Genomic DNA, 24285 nt, shown 5'->3' on the forward strand with positions numbered 1-24285 from the left:
GGTTAAGGTCGGTCGACAGCACACAGGAGGCACCCGAGTTGATCTACGGCGCGATGAAGTTCTCCATCGGAGGGTCGCTCAAACTTGCGTTCAGACCCTGGGTGGAGGGCATCGAGAACATTCCCGAGGAGGGGCCGGCGATCCTCGCGAGCAATCATCTCTCGTTCTCGGACTCGTTCTTCCTCCCCGCGGTCCTGACCCGGAAGGTCACCTTCATCGCCAAGGCGGAGTACTTCACCTCGCCGGGTGTGAAGGGGCGGCTCACAGCCGCGTTCTTCAAGGGGGTCGGCCAACTGCCGGTCGACCGCTCCGGTGCGCGCGGCGCCGGTGAGGCGGCCATCAAGAGCGGCATAGCGGTACTGGAGCGCGGCGAGCTGTTCGGTATCTACCCCGAAGGCACCCGGTCGCCCGACGGCCGGCTCTACCGGGGCAAGCCCGGCGGCCTCGCCCGCGTGGCGCTCGCCTCCGGCGCCCCCGTCATCCCGGTCGCCATGATCGACACGGAGAAGATCCAGCCGCCGGGCACGGTGATGCCGAAGCTGATGCGGCCGGGGATCAGGATCGGCAAGCCGCTGGACTTCAGCCGGTACGAAGGCATGGAGGGCGACCGGTTCATCCTGCGTTCACTGACCGACGAGGTCATGTACGAAATCATGAAGCTCTCCGGCCAGGAGTACGTCGACATCTACGCGACGGCGGCCAAGCGCAAGATCGCCGACGAGGCGAAGGCGAAGGCGAGCTGAGCACCGCTCGGCGGCAGGACGGGACACGCTGCGCGAAACCGGGGTGGGGGACACATGGCCAGACGCGAACGGGTGGTACGGATGTCGGTCGAGCAGCCGCTGTGGCGCGCGCTCACCGCGTACCGCCTGCTGACCATGGTCTACGCCGTCCTGATCTTCGCCTTCGGGCGTGACAAGTTCGAGCGGCCCTGGCTCGCCCTCGGGTACTTCGCCCTGCTCGTCGTCTGGACGGTCGTCACGCTCCCCAAGGTCGCCGGCGCCGTCAGCTGCACCAAGCGTTTCCTCGGCGTCGACCTCACCATCGCCCTCGTCGGCATCCTGCTCACCCCGGTCGTCGACGTACAGGCACGGCACATGGACGGCCCCACCCTGCCGACCATATGGACCGCGGGCTCCGTCCTCGCCTTCGCCGTCAAGGGCGGCTGGCGCTGGGCGGCCTTCGCCTCCTCGCTGGTCGCCGTCGCCAACCTGATCGGGCGCGGCACCCCCAGCCGGGACACCCTGCACAACGTGCTGCTGGTGTGGGTGGCGTCCATCGCGATCGGCTACATCGTGGAGGTCGCCCGCGCCTCCGAACGCACCCTGGCGCGCGCCCTGGAGATCGAGGCGGCGACCCGGGAACGGGAGCGCCTGGCACGCGACATCCACGACAGCGTGCTCCAGGTCCTGGCGATGGTGCAGCGGCGTGGAACGGCCCTGGGGGGCGAGGCGGCGGAGCTGGGCCGGATGGCCGGGGAGCAGGAGGTCGCCCTGCGGACACTGGTCTCCAGCGGTCTCGTACCGACCACACGCGCCAGTGAGGACAGCGCGCTGGGGGCGGTGGTGCGCACCGTCGAGGACGCCGAGTACGAGTACGCGGCCGGGGACGCCACCGACGAGGACGGGTCGTGGGATCTGCGTACGCTGCTGGCGCCGCTCTCCGGCTCCGCGGTGACGCTCGCCGAGCCGGGCGCGCCCGTCCTGCTCCGGCCCGCGGCGGCCAGGGAACTGGCCGCGGCGGTCAGCGCCGCCCTGGACAATGTCCGTCGGCACGCCGGCGTCGGCGCCCGGTCCTGGATCCTGGTCGAGGACTCGCCGGACGAGGTGATCGTGACGGTCAGGGACGACGGCCCCGGCATCCCGGAGGGCCGGCTCGCGCAGGCCGAGGGGGAGGGGCGCCTCGGTGTCGCCCTCTCGATCCGGGGGCGGCTGCGGGAGTTGGGCGGTACGGCCGAGCTGATCTCGGTACCCGGCCAGGGCACGGAAGTCGAGTTGAAGGTTCCACGGGTTCCACGAGTTCCACGGGGGAAGGCGGAGCGATGAGCGAGCAGACGGACAACAACGAGCGGGGCGCGGGCACGGATGTGGGCGCGGCCGACGACGCGGACCGCGCCACCCGCGTGATGGTCGTGGACGACCACCCGATGTGGCGCGACGCCGTCGCCCGCGACCTGGCCGAGGCCGGGTTCGACGTCGTGGCGACGGCCGGTGACGGCCCCCAGGCGGTGCGCCGCGCGACGGCCACCACCCCCGACGTGATCGTCCTCGACCTCAACCTGCCCGGCATGCCCGGCGTCCAGGTCTGCAAGGAACTGGTCGGCTCCCAGCCCGGCCTGCGGGTGCTGGTCCTCTCGGCGAGCGGCGAGCACGCCGACGTACTCGAAGCCGTGAAGTCCGGTGCCACCGGCTATCTGCTGAAGTCGGCCAGTACGGCCGAGCTGACCGACGCGGTGCGGCGCACCGCCGTCGGCGACCCGGTCTTCACCCCCGGACTCGCCGGACTGGTCCTCGGCGAGTACCGCAGGCTCGCCTCCGAGCCCGCCCCCGCCGCGTCCAACGAGCCCAAGGCACCGCAGCTGACCGAGCGCGAGACCGAGGTGCTGCGCCTGGTCGCCAAGGGGCTCTCGTACAAGCAGATCGCCGAGCGCCTGGTCATCTCGCACCGCACCGTGCAGAACCATGTGCAGAACACCCTCGGCAAGCTCCAGCTCCACAACCGCGTCGAGTTGGTGCGGTACGCGATCGAACGCGGCCTCGACGACGTGTGAACGCGCGCCTGACCCGCGGCCGTACGGCCCGCCGTTCCGCAACCGCCGCCCACCGCCCTCTGGTGCTACGGAAATGACCCTGCGCACCATGCCGGGGTGACCTGTGTCACCCAGGCGTGGCTCAGGTGCGTCACCGACGGCGAAGGGAAGTGTTTCCATGCGGGTCGGAGTATTGACCGGGGGCGGCGACTGCCCAGGGCTCAATGCGGTCATTCGAGGCATCGTACGCAAAGGCGTCCAGGAGTACGGGTACGAGTTCACCGGCTTCCGGGACGGCTGGCGCGGACCGCTGGAAGGCGACACCGTACGGCTCGACATCCCCACGGTGCGGGGCATCCTGCCCCGCGGCGGCACCATCCTCGGATCCTCGCGCACCAATCCGCTCAAGGCGGCGGACGGTGTCCGCCGGATCAAGGACAACCTCGCGAGCGGCGAGGTCGACGCGCTCATCGTGATCGGCGGGGAGGACACCCTGGGCGTGGCGGCCCAGCTCTCCGACGTGCACGGCATTCCCTGTGTGGGCGTGCCCAAGACCATTGACAACGACCTTTCGGCGACCGACTACACCTTTGGCTTCGACACGGCGGTCGGCATCGCGACCGAGGCGATCGACCGCCTCCACACCACCGCCGAGTCACACATGCGCGTCCTCGTCTGCGAGGTGATGGGGCGGCACGCCGGCTGGATCGCCCTGCACTCGGGCCTGGCGGGCGGCGCGAACGTCATCCTCATCCCGGAGCAGCGCTTCGACGTCGACCAGGTCTGCGCCTGGGTGACGTCGCGTTTCAAGGCGTCGTACGCGCCGATCGTCGTCATCGCCGAAGGCGCGATGCCCAAGGACGGCGAGGTCATCCTCAAGGACGGGACGCTGGACTCCTTCGGCCATGTCCGGCTGTCGGGCGTCGGCGAATGGCTCGCCAAGGAGATCGAGAAGCGCACCGGCAAGGAGGCACGGACCACCGTCCTCGGCCATGTGCAGCGCGGTGGCACACCGAGCGCCTTCGACCGCTGGCTGGCCACCCGGTTCGGGCTGCACGCGATCGAGGCCGTGAAGGACGGCGACTTCGGCAAGATGGTCGCCCTGCGCGGCACGGACATCGTGCGCGTCCCGATCTCCGAGGCGATAGCGGAACTCAAGACCGTCCAGCCGGAGCTCTATGAAGAAGTCGGTGTCTTCTTCGGCTGACGGGGTCCGTCCCTGACCGGATCGCGCGGCCCGCCGGCCGTGCTCGTCCTCAGTCGCCGGACGGGCTTTCCAGGCCCGTCCGGCGATCCAGGCCCGTCCGGCGATCGAGGGCAGACCGGCCACCGGACCGGCCCGGTGAACCGCGCATCACGTCGGCCAGGAGTCCGCCGACGATCTCCGGCCCGCGCAGCGTCAACACGGACTCCGGGTGGAACTGCACCCCGGCGAAGCCCGGCCCCCGCAGCGCGTGCACCTCTCCCGCCGCGTCCCGGCCCACCTCGATGCCGCGCGCCGCCAGCTCCGCCGACCGCGCGTCGTCGCAGCGGGCGGTGAAGCTGTTGTAGAAGCCGACGGTCTCCGTCCTGCCGAAGAGTTCGATCCGGCTCTGCGCGCCCTGGTACGGCTGCCGTTTGCGCGCCGTCGGCAGGCCCAGCTCCGCCGCGATCAGCTCGTTGCCGAGGCAGATGCCCAGCAGCCCGCCCCGGTGCTCGCGCAGCAGCGCGGCGGTCAGCGCGCGCAGCGTACGCATCCGGGGATCGGCCGTGTCCGACGGATCCCCCGGCCCGGGGCCGAGCACCACGGGCCCCCGGTGCGCGAGCACCGCCTCCTTACCGAGGCCGGGTTCGTCGTACCGCCGTACGGTCACGTCCAGGCCCGCGGACCGCAACAGGTGCGCGAGCATCGCCGTGAAGGTGTCCTCGCTGTCGATGACCAGCGCGTGCCCCGCCGGTGCCACCGACCGCTCCTGCATCTTCAGCCAGAACGGCGCCAGATGTGCCCGCCGCGAGTCCAGCGCGGCCCGCACCCGCGGGTCGTCGGCGAGCACCTTCCGTACGGAGGCACCGCCCGGCCGCCCCGCGCGCACACCCAGCGCCGCCAGCACCCCCGCCGCCTTGGCGTGGGTCTCGGCGACCTCGCCCGCCGGGTCGGAGTGCCGTACGAGCGTCGCCCCGACCGGTACGCGCAGTCCGCCGGCGGCGTCGATGTCGGCCGTCCGGATCAGGATGGGGGAGTCGAGGGTCTGCGCGCCGCCCGAGTCCCGTCCGACGAGGGCCAGCGCGCCCGCGTAGTAGCCGCGCCCGACGCCGTCCCGCCCCAGGGGCTCGTACCGCGCGATGACGCGGCAGGCGTTCTGCACCGGCGATCCGGTGACGGTCGCGGCGAACATCGTCTCCCGCAGCACGTCGCGGACGTCGAGCGAGCTGCGCCCGCGCAACTCGTACTCCGTGTGCGCGAGATGGGACATCTCCTTGAGCCGCGGGCCGATCACCACCCCGCCCATGTCGCCGACGGTGCACATCATCTTCAGTTCCTCGTCCACGACCATGGACAGCTCGTCGATCTCCTTGCGGTCGCCGAGGAATTCGAGCAGCCCGTCGATGGTCGGCCCCTCGGGCGGATAGCGGAACGTCCCGCTGATGGGATTCATCACGACGGTCCCGCCGCTCATCCGCACATGCGCCTCGGGGCTCGCGCCGACCAGGGTCCTGTCCCCGGTGTGCACCACGTACGTCCAGTACGCGCCCCGCTCGCCGGCCAGCAGCCGCCGGAAGAGCGCGAGCGCGTCGGCGCGCCCGAAGCCGGGGATCCGGCCCTCGAAGGTCCGCCGGATGACGAAGTTGGCGCCCTCGCCACGGCCGATCTCGTCCTCGATGACGCGCCGGACGATGTCCGCGTACCGCTCGTCGGTGATGTCGAACGCGCCGTCCTCGACCCGGACCGGGTGCGCGGGGAGGTGCGCGAGGACGTCGGCGAGCGGCAGTTCGTACGACTCGTCCGCCACCAGCACCGACAGCGGGGTGCCGTCGTCGTGCGCCTCGAAGCCGCGCTCCCGGATCTGCCGGAACGGGATGAGGGCGAGCGAGGGGCGCTCGTCGTCGGCCGGGATGTCGGCCAGCCGGCGCACCTCGCGCACATCGCCGACGAGCAGTTCCACGGTGTCGTGGTCGCGGCCGGGCGTCCGGCGGCGCAGCAGGGCGAAGGGCCGGCGGTCGTCGCCGAGGAGCCGGGCGAGAAGTCTGCTGGTGTCCATGCGGGGTGGGTTCCTTCCGTAGGAGAGGAACGGCCCCGATTCCCGGTCCGTGGTCGGCCGACAGGCCGGGAAACACGGAAGGCCGCCCCTCGGGCGGCCTTGCGATTCGGTGTTGCGCGCGTGAATCAGCGGACCGCCGGATGTGCGGTCCACCACCAAGCCTGGTTCAGTTGCGCCAACATGCCGCGGAGCTTAACCGACATCGCCCGTGTGCGACACGACCGCGGGCAGCCGTCTCATCCACTGAGAGACGGCATGGACGGCTGCCGGGACCCCGTAATGTTGTCGGTGTGACCGTGAACGCTGACACCCGAGCACCCGCCGTTCAGGCGACCTGGCGAGACCTCCCCGCGGCGCAGCAGCCCGAGTATCCCGATGCCGAGGCCCTGCGCGCCGTCGTCGCGGAGCTCGAAAGCTATCCGCCGCTCGTCTTCGCGGGCGAGTGCGACCAGCTGCGCGCCAGGATGGGGGCCGTCGCCAAGGGCGAGGCGTTCCTGCTCCAGGGCGGCGACTGCGCCGAGGCCTTCGACGGCGTGTCCGCCGAACAGATCCGCAGCAAGCTCAAGACCCTCCTCCAGATGGGCGCCGTCCTCACCTACGCGGCGTCCGTGCCGGTGGTGAAGGTGGGCAGGATCGCCGGCCAGTACTCGAAGCCGCGGTCCAAGCCCACCGAGACGCGTGACGGTGTGACGCTGCCCACCTACCGCGGCGACTCCGTCAACGGCTTCGCCTTCACCGAGGCGGCCCGGATTCCGGACCCCGAGCGCCTGAAGCGGATGTACAACGCGTCCGCCGCGACGCTCAACCTGGTGCGCGCCTTCACCACCGGCGGTTACGCGGACCTTCGCCAGGTGCACGCCTGGAACCAGGACTTCGTGAAGTCGTCCCCGTCCGGCCAGCGTTACGAGCGCCTCGCCCGCGAGATCGACAACGCGCTGAACTTCATGAAGGCGGCGGGCACCGACCCGGCGGAGTTCCGCACGGTCGAGTTCTTCTCCTCGCACGAGGCGCTGCTCCTGGACTACGAGTCGGCGCTGACCCGCGTGGACTCGCGCACCGGCAAGCTGTACGACGTCTCGGGCCACATGGTCTGGATCGGTGAGCGCACCCGTCAACTGGACGGCGCGCACATCGAGTTCGCCTCGAAGATCGCCAACCCGATCGGTATCAAGCTCGGCCCGACATCGACGGTGGACGACGCGCTCAGCTACATCGACCGGCTCGACCCCGAGCGCGAGCCCGGCCGGCTGACCTTCGTCGTCCGGATGGGCGCCGACAAGGTCAGGGACAAGCTCCCCGAGCTGGTCGAGAAGGTCACCGCGTCCGGCGCGACGGTGGCGTGGGTGACCGACCCGATGCACGGCAACACCTTCGAGGCGGCGTCCGGTCACAAGACCCGCCGGTTCGACGACGTGCTGGACGAGGTCAAGGGCTTCTTCGAGGTCCACAAGGGCCTGGGGACGCACCCGGGCGGCATCCATGTGGAGCTGACCGGCGAGGACGTCACCGAGTGCGTGGGCGGCGGCGACGAGATCTTCGTGGACGACCTGCACCAGCGGTACGAGACGGCCTGCGACCCCCGGCTCAACCGCAGCCAGTCGCTCGACCTGGCCTTCCTCGTCGCGGAGATGTACCGGGCGCAGTAGGGCGCGCCGCCCCGGTGGCGACGCCGGGCGCGGCAGGCACGCGGAACGGTACGAACGGTGGGGCGCGGATCGCGATGTGATCCGCGCCCCACCCACGTATGGGGGTCTTTCGCGCGCATGGGGCGGCAGGTAAGGTTAGGTTTGCCTCACCGTTCGAAGCGGGACGGCGCCAGCCAATGATCCCGTCGGGAGGTGAACCGCGTGTACGTCTGTTCGTGCTTCGGCATCACCGAGAAGCAGGTCAGGGAACACGCGGACGCCGGGGCGTGCACGCCCCGCCAGATAGCCTCCGCCTCGAAGGCCGGCACGGACTGCGGTTCGTGCGTGCGCAGCATCCAGTCGATCCTCGGCCGCGGCGGGTGTCCGCGCCGTGAGCTGCTGGGGACGGCCGCGGCGGCGACCGCTTCGGTGGAGACGGCCGTGGAGACGGCCGTCGTGCGGGCGGTGACCACGTCGGGGGGCCTGAAGGGCCTGGAAGCCGCCTGACGGACGCGTCGGTGCGCCGAGGCTCGCAGGGGTAGGCCGTGCTCGCCCCCCTCGCCCGTCAGCTGTCCGGCTGCTCGATCAGCTGGGCGATGTACAGCGCCTCACCGAGCTTCTCGACCAGTTCCAGCTGGGTGTCGAGATAGTCGATGTGGTGTTCCTCGTCCTTGAGGATCGACTCGAAGATCTTCGCCGATGTGATGTCGCCCTTGGCGCGCATGACGTCGACCCCGCGCCGCAGCCGGTCGATCGCCTCCACCTCGATCTGCCGGTCGGCGTTGAACATCTCGGTGACGGTCTGGCCGATCCGTACATGGAAAAGCCGCTGATAATTCGGCAGGCCCTCCAGGAAGAGAATCCGGTCGGTCAGGATCTCCGCGTGCTTCATTTCGTCGAAGGACTCGGACCGTGTGTACTTCGCGAGCTTCGTCCAACCGAAGTTCTCCTGCATTTTCGCGTGCAGGAAGTACTGGTTGATCGCGGTCAATTCGGCGGTCAGCTGCTCATTGAGGAACTCGATGACCTCGGGGTCGCCCTGCATCGCAGAGGCTCCTTCCACACGGGGACTGGCCAGGATGCGCGCATCCTCGCATCGCGTCCGTAGGGCGTCCAGTAAGGCCCGGCTTAGTAGGAGTTGCCCCAATCGGCCTGTACCTGGTCATGACCACCCTTCGCGGTCTGTCACCATGGAAGGCATGGGTCAGCCGCAGAGCCGGGAGGAAGGGGAGTCGGCGCAGTCCGGGCTTCCACCGGGGCAGCGGCTCCAGCGCGGCTGGCCGGTCACCCATTACGGCCCGGTGCCCAAGTTCAAGCCGGACCGCTGGGAGTTCCGGGTCTTCGGCGCCACGGTCGACGGTGACAAGCGCTGCTGGAATCACGAAGAGTTCTCGGCCCTGCCCTTCTCGACGGTCGTCGCCGATCTGCATTGCGTGACAAAATTCAGCATGCTCGGGGCCGAATGGGGCGGCGTACTCGCCCGTACGATCCTGGAACTGGCCCCGCCGGCGCCCGCCGTCACCCATGTCATGGTCTGGGCCGAGTACGGCTACAGCGCCAATGTCCGGCTCGCCGACTTCACCTCGGAACGGACCATTTTCGCCACCCACAACGGCGGCGAACTCCTCACCGCCGAACACGGATTCCCCCTGCGGCTCGTCGTGCCGCACCTGTACGCGTGGAAGGGCCCGAAATGGGTCCGGGGCGTGGAATACATGACCGCCGACCGCCGCGGCTTCTGGGAGGAGCGCGGCTATCACAACATCGGCGACCCCTGGGACGAGCAGCGCTACTCGTACCAGGAAGGCCCCGGGGACGGCCCGGAACTCTAGGGCGTGTTGCGAAAGTAGCGCCGTCCGCCCGAAGGGCGGGGCCGACGGCGTCTGGTGCGTGCGATCGCAAGGCGGAGGATCGTTCTCGTACTGGACGTACTTGGATGATTCCGACAACGCGGCGAGTGCGCGTGCCAGGCGTCGTCGGCCAGGCGGGACTTTCGCAACATGCCCTAGGTCCTGTCGCTCGGGCCGCCGTCCGCCCTACGCGTCGCGCAGCTTCTTCAGCAGGGCCACGTCCGCCGCGTGCCCCTCCTTGCCGCCGGGGGTCTCGATCACCAGCGGCACCCCCTCGGTCGCCGGATGCGAGAACAGCGCCCGGAACGGCTCCTCACCGATATGACCCGCGCCGATGTTCATGTGCCGGTCCTTGCGGGCGCCCGACACGTCCTTCGAGTCGTTGGCGTGGATCAGCTTGAGCCTCCCCGGCCCCACCGCCGCCACCAGTTCGTCCAGCGTCCGGTGCGTCCCGCCGGGCGCGGCCAGATCGTGGCCCGCCGCGAAGATGTGGCAGGTGTCGAGGCAGATGCCGAGCTTGGGATGAGAGCCGAGCGCGTCGAAGTACGGGCCGAAGTCCTCGGCGAGCGAGCAGAGCGAGAAACCCTGCCCCGCGGTTGACTCCAGCAGCAGATACGGGTCGTCGTCGCGCGTCAGCTCGTCGAGGAGCGGCAGCATCCGCTCCCGTACCTGCGCGAGCGCCACCTCGCGCGGCCGCCCGCCGGTCGCCGAGCCGGTGTGCACGACGACGCCCGGGGCGCCGATCTCCCGGCCCCGGCGCAGGCTGTGCCGCAGGGAGTGCACGGACTTCTCGGCCGTCTCGGGGGTGTGGGAGCCGAAGTTGATCAGATACGGCGCGTGGACGTACGCGGACAGCCCCTCGGCGGCGCACTCCGCGCGGAACCGCTCGTCCCGCGCCGGATTGCCGTCGGGCGTCGCCCAGCCGCGTGGATTGGCGACGAAGACCTGCACGGTCTCCGCGCCGATGTCACGCGCCCAGGCCAGCCCCACGCGGGCGAGGCCGCCCGCCACCGGAACATGGCCGCCGACGGGATTGCGCGGGCGGTCGGGGAGCGTCACGCCTCAGATTCCCTTGGTCGTGATGGTGATGGTGCTGCCCTCGGCGGCCTTCTCGCCGCCGTCGACGGACTGCTCCGACACGGTGTCGTCCAGGAACGGGAAGCTCCGGTCGACCTTCACCTCGAAGCCCGCGTCCGTCAGTTCGGTCCTGGCCGCGTCTATGGACTTCCCCGTGACATCCGGGACGGCGATCATCCGCGGGCCCTTGGAGATGGTCAGCGTGACCGTGTCGCCACGGGCGAGCCTGGCGCCTTCCTTCGCGGACTGCCCGGCCACCGAACCGCTGTCCTCGGGGGAGTTGACCCGCTCGGCCGCGATCTTCACGTCGAGTCCCGCGTCTTCGAGTGAGGCGGTCGCCTCCTCCTCGGACTGCCCCGTCACATCGGGCATGTGGACCGGGCGGCCCTTGCTGACGACCAGCGCCACCCCGGCGTCGGGCCGCAGCTCCGTACCCGACTTCGGCTGGGTGCGGATGATGTCGCCCTGGTCGGTCTGCTCGTCGAAGGACCGTGTCACGACGCCGGGCGCCAGCCCGGCCTTCCTCAGCGCGTCCTTGGCGTCGGCCAGTGACTTGCCGGTCAGGTCGGGGACGCGGACGATCTCCGGCCCGCGGGAGATCACGACCGTCACCGAACCGTTGCCCCGTATCCGCGCCCGGGGCGCGGGGTCGGTGCGCATGACCGTGCCGCGCTCGAACGTCGCGCTGAAGTCCTTCTCGACGCTCATGTCGAGCCCGGCGTCGCCGAGCCGCTTCTTCGCCGCTTGTTCGGTCTGTCCGAGGAGCGAGGGGACGCGGGTGAACTGCCCCGAGTTGATGTACCAGACGCCGACGCCCACACCGAGCACCAGCAGGGCGGCGACCACGATCGCCAGGACGCCCCTGCGGGGCGGGGAGGCGAACCGGCCGGCCCGGCGGGGCTCGGGCGGCTGCCGCGGGGGAGCCGGCGGACCCGGCGGCGGCATCGTGAGCCGGCTGGTGCGGTGGACCCCGCCGTCCTCCCGGGAGTCGTCGGACGAGGCGTGGGGGCGGACGAGGCGCGGAATCACGCTCGTACGGTCGTCGGAGCCGTCGTCGGCGCCACTGGAGGCGGGAGCGGAACCGGAAGCGGAACCGGCGCTGTCGGAGGCGTCGTGGGCGCCCCCGGCCGCGCTGCCGCTCGCGCTGTTGTGGCCGTCCTGGGACGGCTCCGACGCGGGGCCCGAGCGCGCGCCCTTCCCGCCGCGTGCGCCGTCCGTCGACCCCGCGGCGGCGGCCGACGCGGTCTTCGCCGCGGCCGCCGCGGCCTGCGGCGGCACCGCGTCCAACTGCGCGTCGTCGAGCGCGGCGCGCGTGTGCCGGGTCAGCGCGAGGAGCGCCACCGCGTCCTCCGGGCGGATCTCCGGATTGCGGGCGGTCGCCGTCGCGACCAGCTCGTCCAGCTCGATCGCCATACCGGGCACGGCTGCGGACGGCGCGGGCACGTCCTCGTTCAGATGGAGGTAGAGCACCTGCGCGGGGGTGTCCCCGCCGTGCGGCTTGGCGCCGGTCAGCATCTCGTGCAGGACGACACCGCACGCGTACACGTCCACGCGGGTGTCGGACGTGCCGTACTCGATCTGCTCCGGGGCGAGGTACGAGACGGTGCCCAGGATCGTGCCCGTGGTGTTGGTGACCGAGCCGATGGCCCGTACGAGACCGAAGTCGGCGACCTTCACCCGGCCGTCGTCCCCTATCAGGACGTTCTCCGGCTTGATGTCCCGGTGGATGAAGCCCGCCCGGTGGGCGGCGCCCAGCGCGGCCAGCATCGGCTCCAGGATGTCCAGGGCGGCACGGGGCTGGAGGGCGCCGCGCTCGCGCAGCACGTCCCGCAGCGTGCAGCCCTCCACGTACTCCATCGCCAGATACACGTACGCGCCCTCGGCGCCCTGGTCGAAGACCCCGACGACGTTCGGATGCGCCAGCCGCGCCACGGACTTCGCCTCGCGGATGAAGCGCTCCACGAAGGTGGCGTCGGTCGCCAGGGCCGGGTGCATCACCTTGAGGGCCAGGACCCGGTCGAGCCGGGTGTCGACAGCGCGGTAGACCGTGGCCATGCCGCCGACGGCGATGCGCGCGTCGACGCGGTAGCGGCCGTCGAGCAGCTGCCCGACGAGAGGGTCCTTGAGCGTCGTATCCACCCGTTGAGTCTACGAGCCACCGCCGACACTCCCGCAGCCCCGGGTCAGGCCCGACGCGCCAATGGAGCCGTCTTGTGACAGCACACACACCACACCGCGGCAATCGGCCGTCGCCCCGGAGCGCGGGGGCTCACAACGCGGCGCCTCAGAACGCGGGCCGCTCCGGGTCCAGCACCGCCAGCCCCTCCGTAGGAGACGAGGCGTCCGCGAAGTGCCGGCGCGGAATGCGGCCCGCGCGGAAGGCCAGCCGCCCCGCCTCGACCGCGTGCCGCATCGCCTCGGCCATCAGGACGGGCTCCTGGGCGCGCGTGACCGCCGACGCGAGCATGACGGCCGCACAGCCCAGCTCCATGGCGAGGGCGGCGTCGGACGCCGTGCCGGCCCCCGCGTCCAGGATCACCGGCACGTGTGCGTGAGCGGTGATCAGCTGGAAGTTGTGCGGATTACGGATGCCCAGACCCGATCCGATCGGGGACCCGAGCGGCATGATCGCCGCGCAGCCCACGTCCTCCAGTTTCCTGGCGAGTACGGGATCGTCGTTCGTGTACGGCAGGACCGTGAAGCCGTCGTCCACCAACGTCTCGGCGGCGTCCAGCAGTTCGATCGGGTCGGGCAGCAGCGTCCGTTCGTCGGCCACCACTTCGAGCTTGATCCAGTCGGTGCCCAGCGCCTCGCGCGCCAGGCGGGCGGTGAGGACGGCCTCACCCGCCGTGTGGCAGCCCGCCGTGTTCGGCAGGACCCGGATGCCCAGCCGGCCGAGCACGGACAGGACGGAGCCGTGCACGGTCGGGTCCAGCCGGCGCATCGCGACGGTGGTGAGTTCGGTGCCCGACGCGGTCAGGGACCTTTCCAGTACGTCGAGGCTGGGCGCGCCGCCCGTGCCCATGATGAGCCGGGAGTTGAGGACGGTGCCGCCGATGGTGAGCCGGTCGCCGGACATCGGGTCAGCCTCCTTGGACGGCGGTGAGGACTTCGACGCGGTCGCCGTCGGCCAGGGGGGTCGCGGACCAGCGCCCGCGCGGGACGACGGTCTCGTTGAGCGCGGCGGCGACGCCCGAAGGGGCGGGGGTGAGGGTCGCGACGAGGACGTCGAGGGTGACGGGGACGGCGAGGACGCGGGCCTCCCCGTTCACCGAGACGGTCACGGATTCGGTGCTCATGCGTGCTGCTCCTGACCTACGGAGACGGCGGGGGAGAAGGCCGGCGAGGGGCCGGGCACGAAGGCCGGCGCGAAGCGGCCGGGTGTGAAGGGCCGCGCGTCGTCGGGGAGTTCACCGGTCGTGAGCACGGTGGCCATCACCTGGCCGGTGACGGGCGTCAGGAGCACCCCGTTGCGGTGGTGCCCGGTGGCCAGAAGCAGGCCAGGCAGGGCGGTCGGTCCGAGCAGCGGGGCGTTGTCCGGCGACGTCGGGCGCAGCCCGGCGCGGGTCTCGGTGAGCGGCAGTTCGGTGATGCCGGGGAGCAGTTCATGGGCGTCGCGCAGCAGTTCGTACACCCCGCCCGCCGTCACCGTCGTGTCCCAGCCCAGCTCTTCGCTCGTCGCGCCCACGACCAGCTCGCCGTTCTCGCGCGGCACCAGATAGACGTGGCTGCCGCGGACCTCGGCCCGCAGTGTCCGGGACAGGAACGGGGCGTACGGGCGCGGCACCGTCAGCCGCAGGACCTGGCCCTTGACGGGACGTACCGGCGGCAGGACGTCGTCCGGCACGCCCGCGAGCTGCCCGCTGAGGCTGCCCCCGGCGATGACGACCTGGTCGGCGCCGAGTTCGGTGCCGCCACCGACCGTGACCCCGGCGGCCCGGTCCCGGACCACTCGCAGCCGTTCGGCCCACGCCCGGTGGAAGACCACCCCCGCCCGCTCGCAGGCCGTCAGCAGGGCGGCTGCGAGCCTGCGCGGGTCGATCTGGTGGTCACCGTCGACCCGCAGCCCGCCGCGTACGCCCGGAGCGAGCATCGGCTCCAGCCGCCGGCACTCGCGGCCGGTGAGCCATTCGGACTCCAGCCCCGACCTTCTCTGGAGGGCGTGGAGTTCACGCAGCCGGGCCCGGTCGTCGGTGTCGAGGGCGACGGCGAGGGTGCCGCAGGCGCGGTAGCCGGTGTCCTGGCCGGTGGCCGACTCCAGTTCGGCGACGAAGTCGGGGTAGAGCCGCGCGGAGGCGATGTTCAGCCCCAGCAGGGTCTGTTCGCCGTGGTCGAGTTCGCTGACGGCGGCGAGCATCCCGGCGGCGACCCGGGCGGCCCCGCCGCCCGGCTCGGGATCGACGACGGTGACGCCGAGCCCGCGCTGCGCCGCGCGCCAGGCGGTGACGAGGCCGATGATCCCGCCCCCGACGACCAGGACATCGGTATGAGATGACCGCATGGGCGTCCCGCTCCTCCCTTCGCCGGCATGACCCGGATCAGGTTCGTACGGTCGGAGGCCGCGTCAGCCTCCCTCTCAGCCCGGTGCGTACGGGCTCCCGCGAGGTGTGAAGTCTCTTGATTCCTACTGCCGATCGGTGGTTCCGGGGCCAGGGTAACCCCCGGTCCACGCACCCGGTAAGGGAGTCGTGGTCCCGGCCGGTTCCTTAAGGTGATCGGGTGAGTGAGCAGCGGAAGCAGACGGACGAGCGGCGCGTGGTGGTCGTCGGCGCGGGCATGGCGGGTGTGCAGACCGCCGTGGCACTGCGCGAATTGGGGTACGACGGCGCCGTCACCCTCATCGGCGCCGAACGGCACCAGCCCTACGACCGGCCCCCACTCTCGAAGGCCGTCCTCCTGGGGACGGCGGAGAGCTCGGCCTTCGACGTCGACTTCGACGCCCTCTCCGTGGAACTGCGGCTGGGTCTCGAAGTGACCGGCGTGCGCCCGGAGGACCGTGAGGTGGACACAGAGGCGGGCCCGGTTGCGTACGACGTCCTGGTCGTCGCCACCGGCGCCGAACCGGTCACCCTGCCGGGCGCGGCGGGCGTCCCCGGTGTCCATCTGCTGCGCACCCTGGACGACGCCGCGCGGCTGCGCCCCGTCCTGGACCGCAAGCACCACATCGTGGTGGTGGGAGCGGGCTGGATCGGCGCCGAGTTCACCACCGCCGCCAGGGAGGCCGACTGCGCGGTCACCGTCGTCGAGGCCGCGGACCGCCCGCTCGCCGGCGCCCTGCCGGCCGAGGTCGCCACTCCGATGGCGCACTGGTACGCCGAGAGCGGCGCGGAACTCCTCACCGATGCGCGCGTGGCGACCGTCGAGCCCGGCAGGGTGGTCCTCACCGACGGCCGCGAGCTGGCGGCGGACGCGGTGGTCGTGGGCATCGGCGCCCGACCCGCCACGGCCTGGCTGGCGGGCTCCGGCATCGCGACCGGCGCCGAGGGCGCCGTCACGGCCGACGACCGGCTGCGTACCTCGTCGCCCGGCGTGTACGCGGTCGGTGACTGCGCCTCGTTCCCCTCGGCCCGCTACGGCGAGCGGCTGCTGGTGCACCACTGGGACAACGCGCTCCAGGGGCCGCGCACGGTCGCCGCCGACATCGTGGGGGAGTCGCACGAGCCGTACGACCCCGTCCCGTACTTCTGGTCCGAGCAGTTCGGCCGCTTCGTGCAGTACGCGGGCCACCACGCGCGGGCCGACACCCTCCTGTGGCGCGGCGACCCGGCGAGCGCCGCCTGGTCGGTCCTCTGGCTGCGCGAGGGGGTGCTGGTGGCGCTGCTGGCCGTCGGCCGACCGCGTGACCTGGCGCAGGGCCGCAAGCTCGTCGCGGCGGGCGCGCGGATCGACACGGAGCGGGCCGCCGACCCCGCCGTACCGCTCAAGATGACGGCTCTCTGACGGCTCTCTGACGGCTCTCTGACGGCTCTCCGTCGGCTCGCCGACCGCGACTCCGACCGGCTCCCCGACCGCGACTCCGACCGGCTCCCCGGCGGCGCCCCGCCCCGTCGCCCACGGCCTCGTGCGCCGCTCGCCGATCCGCCGGACAGGCTCTCGGTGCCCGGCTCGGCTTCCGACTGTCAGTCCGGGATGGCAGGCTTGTCCTGTGACTGAGATTGACGCAAAGATCGATGCTCTCGTCCCTGCCTGGCTCCACCTGCCCGATATCGCCGAAATGCTCGATATCGAGGTGACGCGTGTACGCCAGCTCGTGAAGGAAGGCACGCTGATCGCCGTGCGCCGCGGTGAGAACCGCGCGCTCCAGGTGCCGGCTGCCTTCATCGACGGCAACAAGGTGGTCAAGGGCCTCGCGGGGACCTTGACGCTCCTCAGGGACGACAGCTTCACCGACGAAGAGATGCTTGAGTGGCTCTTCACTCCCGACCCGTCCCTGCCGGGCACGCCCGCGCAGGCCCTCAGCGAGAATCGCGGTACGGAGGTGAAGCGCCGCGCGCAGGCGCTCGCCGTCTGACGGCACCACCACCGGCCGTGCGCGGACCGGGCCGCCCCGGCCCGCGTACGGTCGTCCCACGACACTGATCCGACGGGGGAGACCCGCATGCCCGCAGCGCCCGGTGCGCCCAGCGCACTCGATCTGCTGTCCGACGCCCGGCTCTATCTCTGTACGGACGCGCGGAAGCGGCAGGGGGACCTCCCCGACTTCCTGGACGCCGTCCTCACCTCCGGTGTGGACATCGTGCAGCTGCGTGACAAGGGCATGGAGGCGGCCGAGGAGCTGGACCACCTCCAGGTCTTCGCCGACGCCTGCCGGCGCCACGGCAAGCTGCTCGCCGTGAACGACCGGGCCGACGTGGCGCACGCCATCGGTTCCGACGTGCTGCACCTGGGCCAGGGGGACCTGCCCGTCTCGGCCGCCCGCGCCATCCTCGGTACGGAGCCGCTGATCGGCCGCTCCACCCATGGCGAGGCCGAGGTGATGGCGGCGGCGGGCGAGCCCGGCGTGGACTACTTCTGCGCCGGACCCTGCTGGCCCACCCCCACCAAGCCCGGCCGGCCCGCCCCCGGCCTCGGCCTCGTGCGGTACGCCGCGTCGCTGGCCACCCGGCGCCCGTGGTTCGCGATCGGCGGGATCGACGCGGGCAATCTCGAAGAGGTGCTGGACGCCGGGGCCCGCCGGGTCGTGGTCGTACGGGCCCTCACGGAGGCGGACGATCCGGCCGCGGCCGCCGCCGGCATCGCGAAGCGCGTCCGGGACCGGGTCGCGTGACCCGCGCCGCCTGAACCCGCGCCCACGTTCGCATCCGCCCCGCGCCCACCCGCACCCCCCGGTGCCCGAGCACCGTCCGAGGGGTGGACAGGGATGGTGCGAAATGGACAAATTACCCTGCTCTGGTTGGGTGATCGCCACACCCTCGATAACCTTCCGGTATGGCCCTTGGCACAGCTTCGACCAGGACGGATCACGCTCGTACGGTGCGTGACCTGCTTGCGACCGGGAAATTGTCGTACTCGTTCGAATTCTGGGCGCCCAAGACGGAGAAGGGCGAGCGGAACCTCTGGAACGCGCTGCGCAGGGTCGAGGCCGTCGCTCCGAACTTCGTCTCGGTGACCTACGGCGCGGGCGGCTCCACCCGCGCGGGCACGGTCAAGGCGACCGAGCGCATCGCCGCCGACACCACGCTCACCCCGGTCGCCCACCTCACCGCCGTGAACCACTCGGTCGCCGAGCTGCGCAACATGATCGGCCAGTACGCGGACGCCGGGATCAGGAACATCCTCGCCGTGCGCGGAGACCCGCCCGGCGACCCGATGGGCGAGTGGGTCAAGCACCCCGAGGGCGTGGGGTACGCGGCCGATCTCGTCCGCCTGATCAAGGAGTCCGGCGACTTCTGCGTGGGCGTCGCGGCCTTCCCCGAGATGCATCCGCGCTCGCCCGACTGGGAGAGCGACATCCGCCACTTCGTGGCCAAGTGCCGTGCGGGCGCCGACTACGCGATCACCCAGATGTTCTTCGATCCCGAGGACTATCTGCGGCTGCGGGACAAGGTGACGGCCGCCGGCTGCGACACCCCGATCATCCCGGAGATCATGCCGGTCACCAACGTCCGGCAGATCGAGCGCTTCTCGCAGCTCAGCAACGCGTCGCTGCCCCCGGCGCTGAAAGAACGGATCCTCTCCGCCAAGGACGATCCCGCCGCTGTACGCTCCATCGGTATCGAGTACGCGACGGAGTTCTGCGCGACGTTGCGCGCGGAGGGTGTCCCCGGACTCCACTTCATTACACTCAACAACTCCACGGCGACGCTTGAAATTTACGAGAATCTCGGACTGCACGAGCAGTCGTGACCGGTCGTACCGGCCCCGCCCCGGGGCGGTGACCGCAGGAGAGGGGCGGGCATGGGCTGGACGGTCCTCTACATCGCGTTCGGCATCGTCGCGCTGTGGCTGCTGGGCGAAGTACTGCTCCAGTACAAGGCGCGGCTCCGTTGGCGACTGCTCGCCTTCACGGGATTCGTCGTCGTGGTGCTGGGCGTTCTGCTCGCCTCCGTACCGGTCATCGCGGTCGGCGCGATCGCGTTCGCGGTCGGCCAGACCTATGTGACGCTGTCGTTCCGGCGCGGCTTCTCCACCGGCTGGGCGATCGGCGGCAGCCCCGGCGCCAGCCGCCGCCGCAGGGCCGGCGGCGGTGAGGCCGGGACACGCGAACCGAGCCTGGAAGTCTCGGACTTGGAGTACCAGCCCGTCGCCGCCGGCCCAATGGCTCCCGTCCCGGACGAGCCGCCGCACGCCGCGTCCGTCTACGAGCCGGAGCCGATGCCCGACGAGACCGGGCAGTACGGCGTGTACAGCGACGCCGCCTACCAGGCGACCCAGTACGGCAATTACGACCCGCACGCCGGTTACGACACCCCCACCGGCCGGGACACCCACGCGGGCCACGACGCCTATGCCGGTCAGGGCCAGGACGCCTACGGCACGACGGACGGCTACGGAGCCGGGGACCCGTACGCGAGCCAGGGCCAGGACGTGTACGGCGGTCAGCAGGACGCGTACACGGGGCAGAGCGGCCAGTACGACTACGGCACCGGGCAGCAGCAGTACGCCGCCTACACCGACCCGTACAGCGGCGCGACCACGGGCGGTGATTCCCAGGGCGCGTACGACAGTTACGGCGGCCGACAGCAGGGCGCGGACCCCTACGGCGACCCGAGCGACCCGAGCGACCCGAGCGGGCAGGGCGGCCGGGCCGGGCACCCCGAGTACGGCGCGGAGACGCCGCCCGGCGGGGTGTGGGTCCCGCAGCAGCGCGAGGGCGAGAACATCCCCCCGATGCCGCGGCAGGCGCCTCAGCAGTACGGCTACGACCCCGACTACGACGAGCAGCGGTACCGCTACTGACGGGCGGCGCTCAACTCCCACCACCTGTTCGCGAGTTCACACGGCTGACAGCGCTCGACACTGCCCGGCACAGCCCCGTGTGGATTCAGCGCGAGCCGCGGAAGTCCGCGCCCTCCACGATCAGCCCGGCGACCAGCGCCCCGGACATGCCCGCGTGCGCCGGCCCACCACCCGGGTGCGCCTCGCCGCCGACGAGATACAGACCGGGCAGCCGCGTGCTGTTCGCCGGATGCAGCAGCCGGCCATCGGCCCCCGCCAGCGACGGCGCGGGCACCGAACCGCCCCGTGCCCCGGTCAGGGCCTGCGTGTCGGCCGGCGTGCGGACCTCCCGCCGGAGCAGCCGCTCCCGCAGCTCAGGCACGGCGGCACCGGCCGCCTCCACCAGTACGTCGGCGTACCGCTCGCGCAGCCCGGGGTCGGCCCAGTCCACCGGACCGTGCGGCGCGACGGTCGCCGTGACGGTGACCGCCTCGTGCTCGTCGTCCGGACGCGTCGTCGGGTCGTCGGGCCGCAGCACCGTGACCGTGGGCCGCTCCGCCGTGCGGCCGGAGAACACCGCGACGGCCTCGTCGGCGCCGAGGGGGGAGTGGACCACCGTCCGGTGCGCCGTGCCGTCCGGCGTGCCTCCACGCAGGGCCAGCAGCACCGTGAACCTGCCGGGGACCGCCGGCACCCCGCTCCCGCCGGAGCCGCCCCGGGGCCGTACGTCGCCGTCCCGCCACAACTCCCGGCCCACGAGGGCCGCGGGGGCCGTGCCCGCCACCACATGGTCCGCCTCGACGACCGCGGACGCGCCGACGGACGGCCCCGGCGCCAGCTCGACACCGGCCGCGCGCCCGTCCTTCTCGACGATCCGGGTCACATCGGCGTGGAAGACGAACTCCACCCTGCGCTCCAGGCACCGCTCGTACACCGCGTGCGCCAGCGCCCGCATCCCGCCCCGTACGTACCAGGTGCCGAAGGTCTGCTCCATGTACGGCAGCAGAGCGGCGCCCGCCGGGGTGTGCCGCGGATCGAGTCCGTACGACAGGACGTAGCCCTCGAAGAGGGCGGCCAGCCGGGGATCGGCCAGCTCCCACGCCCCCACCTCGGCGACGGTGCCCGCCGACCGGGACGCGCGCAGCAGCCTCCGCTGCCGGACGGCCGGATACGGATCGCGCCCCAGCACCTGCCAGTCGGCGCGCAACGGCTCCTCCAACAGAGGGCGCCGCGACCGGTCCCAGGCGTCCCGGGCCCGGCCGAGGAATTCCCCCCACCGTGCGCCCGCGCCCGCGCCGAGCGCGGCGTCCAGGGCCGCGACGACCCCGGCGCGCGACGCGTTCGGCAGCGACACCTCGGCGCCGTCCGGGAAGAGATGCCTGCTCGCCGGGTCGACCTGGGTCATCCGGACGCACTCCTCAAGCGGCTTCTTGCCGGTCTTGACGAACAAGTCCCGGTAGACAGCGGGCAGATGGAGCAGCGTGGGCCCCGTGTCGTACGCGAACCCGTCGCGCTCGAACCGGCCGAGGGCGCCGCCGTACGTCGCCGAGCGCTCGTACACCGTCACCCGGTGCCCCGCCACTGCCAGCCGGGCAGCCGCCGCCATCGCGCCCATCCCGGCGCCGATCACCGCAATCCGTGCCATGGAAGTGGACCTTAGCGGCCGGATTTTCCGCCGCCGCGCCCGGGAGGCCGTGCCGGAACCGGCGGCCGCTCGTGAAGACGAGGGGAAGTACGGACACGGACGAAATCGTGGCCAGTGTGTGGGCCGGACGAGTGAGGTGGTGAACGGGGTGGTGAGTATCCGTACCTAGTACATGAGATGAGTAGAGACGCGGATAGGCCCCCACCTGCGGAGACGGAAGAGTGAGGGGCACGGGAGGGGCGCGACGCCGAAACCGCCGGCACGGGGCGGCGGAGCGGCGTAGCACCCCGACCGCTACGGGGTGAGGCAATGCGCCGCTCCGGTCGGGAGTGAGGAAGCCCGATCGGAGCGGCGCATTTCCGCGTCCTACGTACGTGTACGTACGTGTACGAGGCGGCCGGACGGTGTCCGGGCGGCGTTCCCATCGCCGGGTCAGCCTCCGCCGACCCGGCCGTGCAGCAGCAGCGAGAGCGCCGAGTGCACGTCGTCGATCGACCGCTCGGGCTGGAACGCCTGCCAGTCCAGGGCCGCCACCAGCACCATCCCCACCAGCGCCGCCGCCGTCAGCGGAATGTCGATCTCACGGCTCAGCTCACCGCCCTCGATCCCCTCCTGGAGCACCTTCTCCACGACGGCGACGGCCTGCTGACGCACCACCAGCAGCGTGGACTGCCACGCGCGGTTGGTGCGCCACAGCTCGGCCACGTACAGCTGGGTGAAGGCCGGACAGCGGTCCATGAAGGCGAGCCCCGCCCGGATCATGGCGTCCAGCGCCTGCACGCTGGTCCCGTCGCGCTTCGCCGTCTCGTCGGCCGCGGTCTGGAGCGAGTCGGTGAGCAGGCCGACGCCGTGCCGTAACAGCTCCTCGAAGAGGTCGGTCTTGCTCTTGAAGTTGTAGTAGACCGTGCCCTTGGCGACTCCGGCGCGCTCGGCGATCTCGTCCACGGTCGTCGCCGAGAAGCCCTGTTCGGCGATGAGCGTCACCGCGGCCTCGTAGAGCTTCTGTCGGGTGGCCTGCCGGCGGGTGCTGCTCCTGTCCATACGCCCGATTCTCACAGGTGTCGCGCCGTCATCCGTCACAGCCTCAGTTCGGGATGGAGCCGGTCGACGCTCCACACCTGTCCGTGGCGCGCGGAGACGGCCGTCAGCGCCAGGGCTCCCACGGTGAAGGCCGCGAGTACGGCACGGCCCCGCAGGACCGGCCCGAGCCCGCCGCCCGTGATGAGGACGCGCAGCGACTCCACCACGTAACTCATCGGCAGGAAGGGGTGGATGGCGTTGAAGAAGCCGGGGCTCGTCTGCACGGGGTACGTGCCGCCCGCCGAGGTCAGCTGGAGCATCAGCACGGCCAGGACGAGGATGCGGCCCGCCGCCCGAAGCGGGCGTTCAGCCACTGCACGAGCGCGGCGAAGCAGCAGGTGACCAGTGCCAGGAAGCCGACCGTACCGGCGGCGCGCGCCGGCTGGAGGCCGAGTCCCAGTGCAGTACGGACATCAGCGCGCCCACCTGGAGCAGGCCGATGCCCACCACCGGCAGCCAGCCCGCGACGGCGATCCGCCAAGGGGCGGCACCGGCGGCGAGGGCGCGCCGGTTGAGCGGCTGGATAGGCGTGTACGCCACCATCGCGCCGACCCAGAGGGAGAGCGGAATGAAGTGAGGGGCGAAACCGGTGCCGTAGTTGGACGCCTCGTGCGTGGACCGGGAGGCGAGCCGGACGGGATCGGCCATCACCTCCGTACGGAGGTCGCGGTCGCTCTTGCCGTAGTCCGGGATCTCGCCGACGCCGTCGTCGAGTCCGCCCGCGAGGTCGGCGGAGCCGTCGGCGCGCTTGAAGAGACCACCGTCCAGGCCGGCCGCCCCTGTGCCGAGTTTCCCGATGCCGGCGTCCAGGCCGGTGGACCCCTTCTTGGCGGTGGCGAGCCCGGTGTGCAACTCGTCGGCGCCCTTGGCGACCTTCATGGCACCGGAGTCGAGCCGGTTGATCTCGGTGACCGCCGTCGTGAGGTCGTCGTCCGGATGAGGCGCCCGCTCGGCGAGTGCGGTCGCCTGTTTCTGGAGCTTCGCGAGCCGCCCGTCGAGCGTCGTCAGGTCGCCGCTGCTCTCCGTGACGAGGGCGTTGACGTCGTCGGCGACCCGCGCCGCGTCCGCCGCCGCCGTCCTGGCGCGCTCCAGCGGCGGGCAGGCGGCCGGGTCGGGCTCGTCGCTCTCCTCGCAGCGTGTCCGGTGGATGTCGGCCGGATCGGCGGACGCCTGGTGGGCGGCGGTCGCGGTGAGGGGCGCGCCCTTCACCAGGCCGGCGAGGTTGTCGCGCATCGCCCCGGAGGAGTTGGCGACCTGGCGGGCGGTGTCGGCGATGGTGCCGCCGTTGTCCTTGAGATACGGACGCAGCGCGCCCGCCGCCCCTTTGGCCTTTTCGGCGAGCGACCGCGTACCGGCGGCGACCTTCCGCGAGCCCTTCTCCAGCTCTCCCGCGCCCTTGAGCTTGTCGGCGCCCTCGGCGGCCTTCCGGGTCGCGTCGTGGATGCCGGAGAACGAGATGAAGATCCGGTCCAGGAAGGAACGCGACGCCTTGGCGGACGCCGCCGTCCGTACCTCGGCGAAGACGGTCCGGGAGATCTGGCAGACGAGGTAGTTGTTGGCGTCGTTCGTGACGACATTTTGCACTGACCGGTCAGCGTAAAAGCTATCCCGAACGTGCGAGCGAGGCAAAAGTGCAGGTCAG

General features: G+C 71.6%; 21 protein-coding genes, 1 pseudogene and 1 riboswitch. Of the genes and pseudogenes, 12 read left to right on the forward strand and 10 right to left on the reverse strand.

Annotated elements, in window-relative coordinates:
• The first annotated feature begins 38 nt into the window (after window positions 1-38).
• From OG700_RS29945 to OG700_RS29960, 4 genes are all read left to right on the forward strand, one after another.
• Window positions 39-743 (forward strand): lysophospholipid acyltransferase family protein, encoded by a 705-nt coding sequence (locus OG700_RS29945; RefSeq protein ID WP_405618975.1) that lies wholly within the window; start codon window positions 39-41, stop codon window positions 741-743.
• Window positions 744-797: 54 nt separating this feature from the next.
• Entirely contained in the window at window positions 798-2045 is a 1248-nt protein-coding gene (gene macS / locus OG700_RS29950) for a MacS family sensor histidine kinase (RefSeq protein ID WP_405618977.1), read from the forward strand.
• Window positions 2046-2125: 80 nt separating this feature from the next.
• A complete protein-coding gene (locus OG700_RS29955) occupies window positions 2126-2770 on the forward strand; it encodes a response regulator (protein ID WP_405622075.1) in 645 nt (214 codons plus the stop codon).
• A 157-nt stretch (window positions 2771-2927) separates the two neighbouring features.
• Complete coding sequence (locus tag OG700_RS29960; protein WP_405618979.1) at window positions 2928-3956, forward strand: 6-phosphofructokinase; 1029 nt, start codon at window positions 2928-2930, stop codon at window positions 3954-3956.
• A 49-nt stretch (window positions 3957-4005) separates the two neighbouring features.
• On the opposite strand, the gene OG700_RS29965 is transcribed toward OG700_RS29960, so the two are convergent.
• The gene (locus OG700_RS29965; protein ID WP_405618981.1) at window positions 4006-5988 is read right to left on the reverse strand and encodes an anthranilate synthase family protein; all 1983 of its coding nucleotides are present in this window, start codon (window positions 5986-5988) and stop codon (window positions 4006-4008) included.
• A gap of 290 nt (window positions 5989-6278) precedes the next feature.
• On the opposite strand from OG700_RS29965, the gene OG700_RS29970 reads away from it, so the two are divergent.
• Both OG700_RS29970 and OG700_RS29975 read left to right on the forward strand, forming a co-directional pair.
• The gene (locus OG700_RS29970) at window positions 6279-7634 is read left to right on the forward strand and encodes a class II 3-deoxy-7-phosphoheptulonate synthase (protein WP_405618983.1); all 1356 of its coding nucleotides are present in this window, start codon (window positions 6279-6281) and stop codon (window positions 7632-7634) included.
• Between the two features lie 192 nt (window positions 7635-7826).
• Window positions 7827-8120 (forward strand): bacterioferritin-associated ferredoxin, encoded by a 294-nt coding sequence (locus OG700_RS29975; RefSeq protein WP_405618985.1) that lies wholly within the window; start codon window positions 7827-7829, stop codon window positions 8118-8120.
• A 58-nt stretch (window positions 8121-8178) separates the two neighbouring features.
• On the opposite strand, the gene bfr is transcribed toward OG700_RS29975, so the two are convergent.
• Entirely contained in the window at window positions 8179-8658 is a 480-nt protein-coding gene (gene bfr, locus OG700_RS29980) for a bacterioferritin (RefSeq protein WP_405618987.1), read from the reverse strand.
• Between the two features lie 154 nt (window positions 8659-8812).
• On the opposite strand from bfr, the gene OG700_RS29985 reads away from it, so the two are divergent.
• The gene (locus tag OG700_RS29985; protein ID WP_405618989.1) at window positions 8813-9445 is read left to right on the forward strand and encodes a sulfite oxidase-like oxidoreductase; all 633 of its coding nucleotides are present in this window, start codon (window positions 8813-8815) and stop codon (window positions 9443-9445) included.
• 204 nt (window positions 9446-9649) lie between these two features.
• On the opposite strand, the gene OG700_RS29990 is transcribed toward OG700_RS29985, so the two are convergent.
• The 5 genes from OG700_RS29990 to thiO all read right to left on the reverse strand — a co-directional run bounded on the left by OG700_RS29990 (window position 9650) and on the right by thiO (window position 15041).
• Entirely contained in the window at window positions 9650-10522 is an 873-nt protein-coding gene (locus OG700_RS29990) for a deoxyribonuclease IV (protein WP_405618991.1), read from the reverse strand.
• 3 nt (window positions 10523-10525) lie between these two features.
• Window positions 10526-12679 carry a PASTA domain-containing protein gene (locus OG700_RS29995; protein ID WP_405618993.1) on the reverse strand — a complete coding sequence of 718 codons (2154 nt, stop codon included), beginning with the start codon at window positions 12677-12679 and terminating at the stop codon, window positions 10526-10528.
• Window positions 12680-12824: 145 nt separating this feature from the next.
• Window positions 12825-13619 carry a thiazole synthase gene (locus OG700_RS30000; RefSeq protein ID WP_405618995.1) on the reverse strand — a complete coding sequence of 265 codons (795 nt, stop codon included), beginning with the start codon at window positions 13617-13619 and terminating at the stop codon, window positions 12825-12827.
• Window positions 13620-13623: 4 nt separating this feature from the next.
• Window positions 13624-13839: a sulfur carrier protein ThiS gene (gene thiS, locus OG700_RS30005; RefSeq protein ID WP_405618997.1), complete on the reverse strand. Its 216-nt coding sequence runs from the start codon at window positions 13837-13839 to the stop codon at window positions 13624-13626.
• Window positions 13836-15041 (reverse strand): glycine oxidase ThiO, encoded by a 1206-nt coding sequence (thiO, locus tag OG700_RS30010; RefSeq protein WP_405618999.1) that lies wholly within the window; start codon window positions 15039-15041, stop codon window positions 13836-13838. The genes thiS and thiO overlap by 4 nt, the downstream gene beginning before the upstream one ends.
• Window positions 15039-15152: riboswitch (TPP riboswitch) on the reverse strand. It overlaps the preceding gene by 3 nt.
• A gap of 164 nt (window positions 15153-15316) precedes the next feature.
• On the opposite strand from thiO, the gene OG700_RS30015 reads away from it, so the two are divergent.
• From OG700_RS30015 to OG700_RS30035, 5 genes are all read left to right on the forward strand, one after another.
• Complete coding sequence (locus OG700_RS30015) at window positions 15317-16480, forward strand: NAD(P)/FAD-dependent oxidoreductase (RefSeq protein ID WP_405622077.1); 1164 nt, start codon at window positions 15317-15319, stop codon at window positions 16478-16480.
• 205 nt (window positions 16481-16685) lie between these two features.
• The gene (locus tag OG700_RS30020) at window positions 16686-17051 is read left to right on the forward strand and encodes an Rv2175c family DNA-binding protein (RefSeq protein WP_031231907.1); all 366 of its coding nucleotides are present in this window, start codon (window positions 16686-16688) and stop codon (window positions 17049-17051) included.
• Between the two features lie 87 nt (window positions 17052-17138).
• On the forward strand, window positions 17139-17807 hold the full coding sequence (gene thiE, locus OG700_RS30025; RefSeq protein WP_405619002.1) for a thiamine phosphate synthase: 669 nt from the start codon (window positions 17139-17141) through the stop codon (window positions 17805-17807).
• Between the two features lie 161 nt (window positions 17808-17968).
• Window positions 17969-18886, forward strand: a complete 918-nt coding sequence (gene metF / locus OG700_RS30030; RefSeq protein WP_405619004.1) for a methylenetetrahydrofolate reductase [NAD(P)H] — start codon at window positions 17969-17971, stop codon at window positions 18884-18886.
• A gap of 51 nt (window positions 18887-18937) precedes the next feature.
• Window positions 18938-19939 carry a hypothetical protein gene (locus tag OG700_RS30035; protein ID WP_405619006.1) on the forward strand — a complete coding sequence of 334 codons (1002 nt, stop codon included), beginning with the start codon at window positions 18938-18940 and terminating at the stop codon, window positions 19937-19939.
• 85 nt (window positions 19940-20024) lie between these two features.
• On the opposite strand, the gene OG700_RS30040 is transcribed toward OG700_RS30035, so the two are convergent.
• From OG700_RS30040 to OG700_RS30050, 3 genes and pseudogenes are all read right to left on the reverse strand, one after another.
• Window positions 20025-21563, reverse strand: coding sequence for a phytoene desaturase family protein (locus OG700_RS30040; protein ID WP_405619008.1), 1539 nt, complete (start codon window positions 21561-21563; stop codon window positions 20025-20027).
• A 432-nt stretch (window positions 21564-21995) separates the two neighbouring features.
• A complete protein-coding gene (locus OG700_RS30045; protein ID WP_405619010.1) occupies window positions 21996-22604 on the reverse strand; it encodes a TetR/AcrR family transcriptional regulator in 609 nt (202 codons plus the stop codon).
• Between the two features lie 35 nt (window positions 22605-22639).
• A pseudogene (locus OG700_RS30050) lies at window positions 22640-24218 on the reverse strand (YhgE/Pip family protein); the annotation flags it as partial.
• Window positions 24219-24285 lie beyond the last annotated feature (67 nt).

This window comes from Streptomyces sp. NBC_01508 (assembly GCF_045040315.1).
GTDB lineage: Bacteria > Actinomycetota > Actinomycetes > Streptomycetales > Streptomycetaceae > Streptomyces.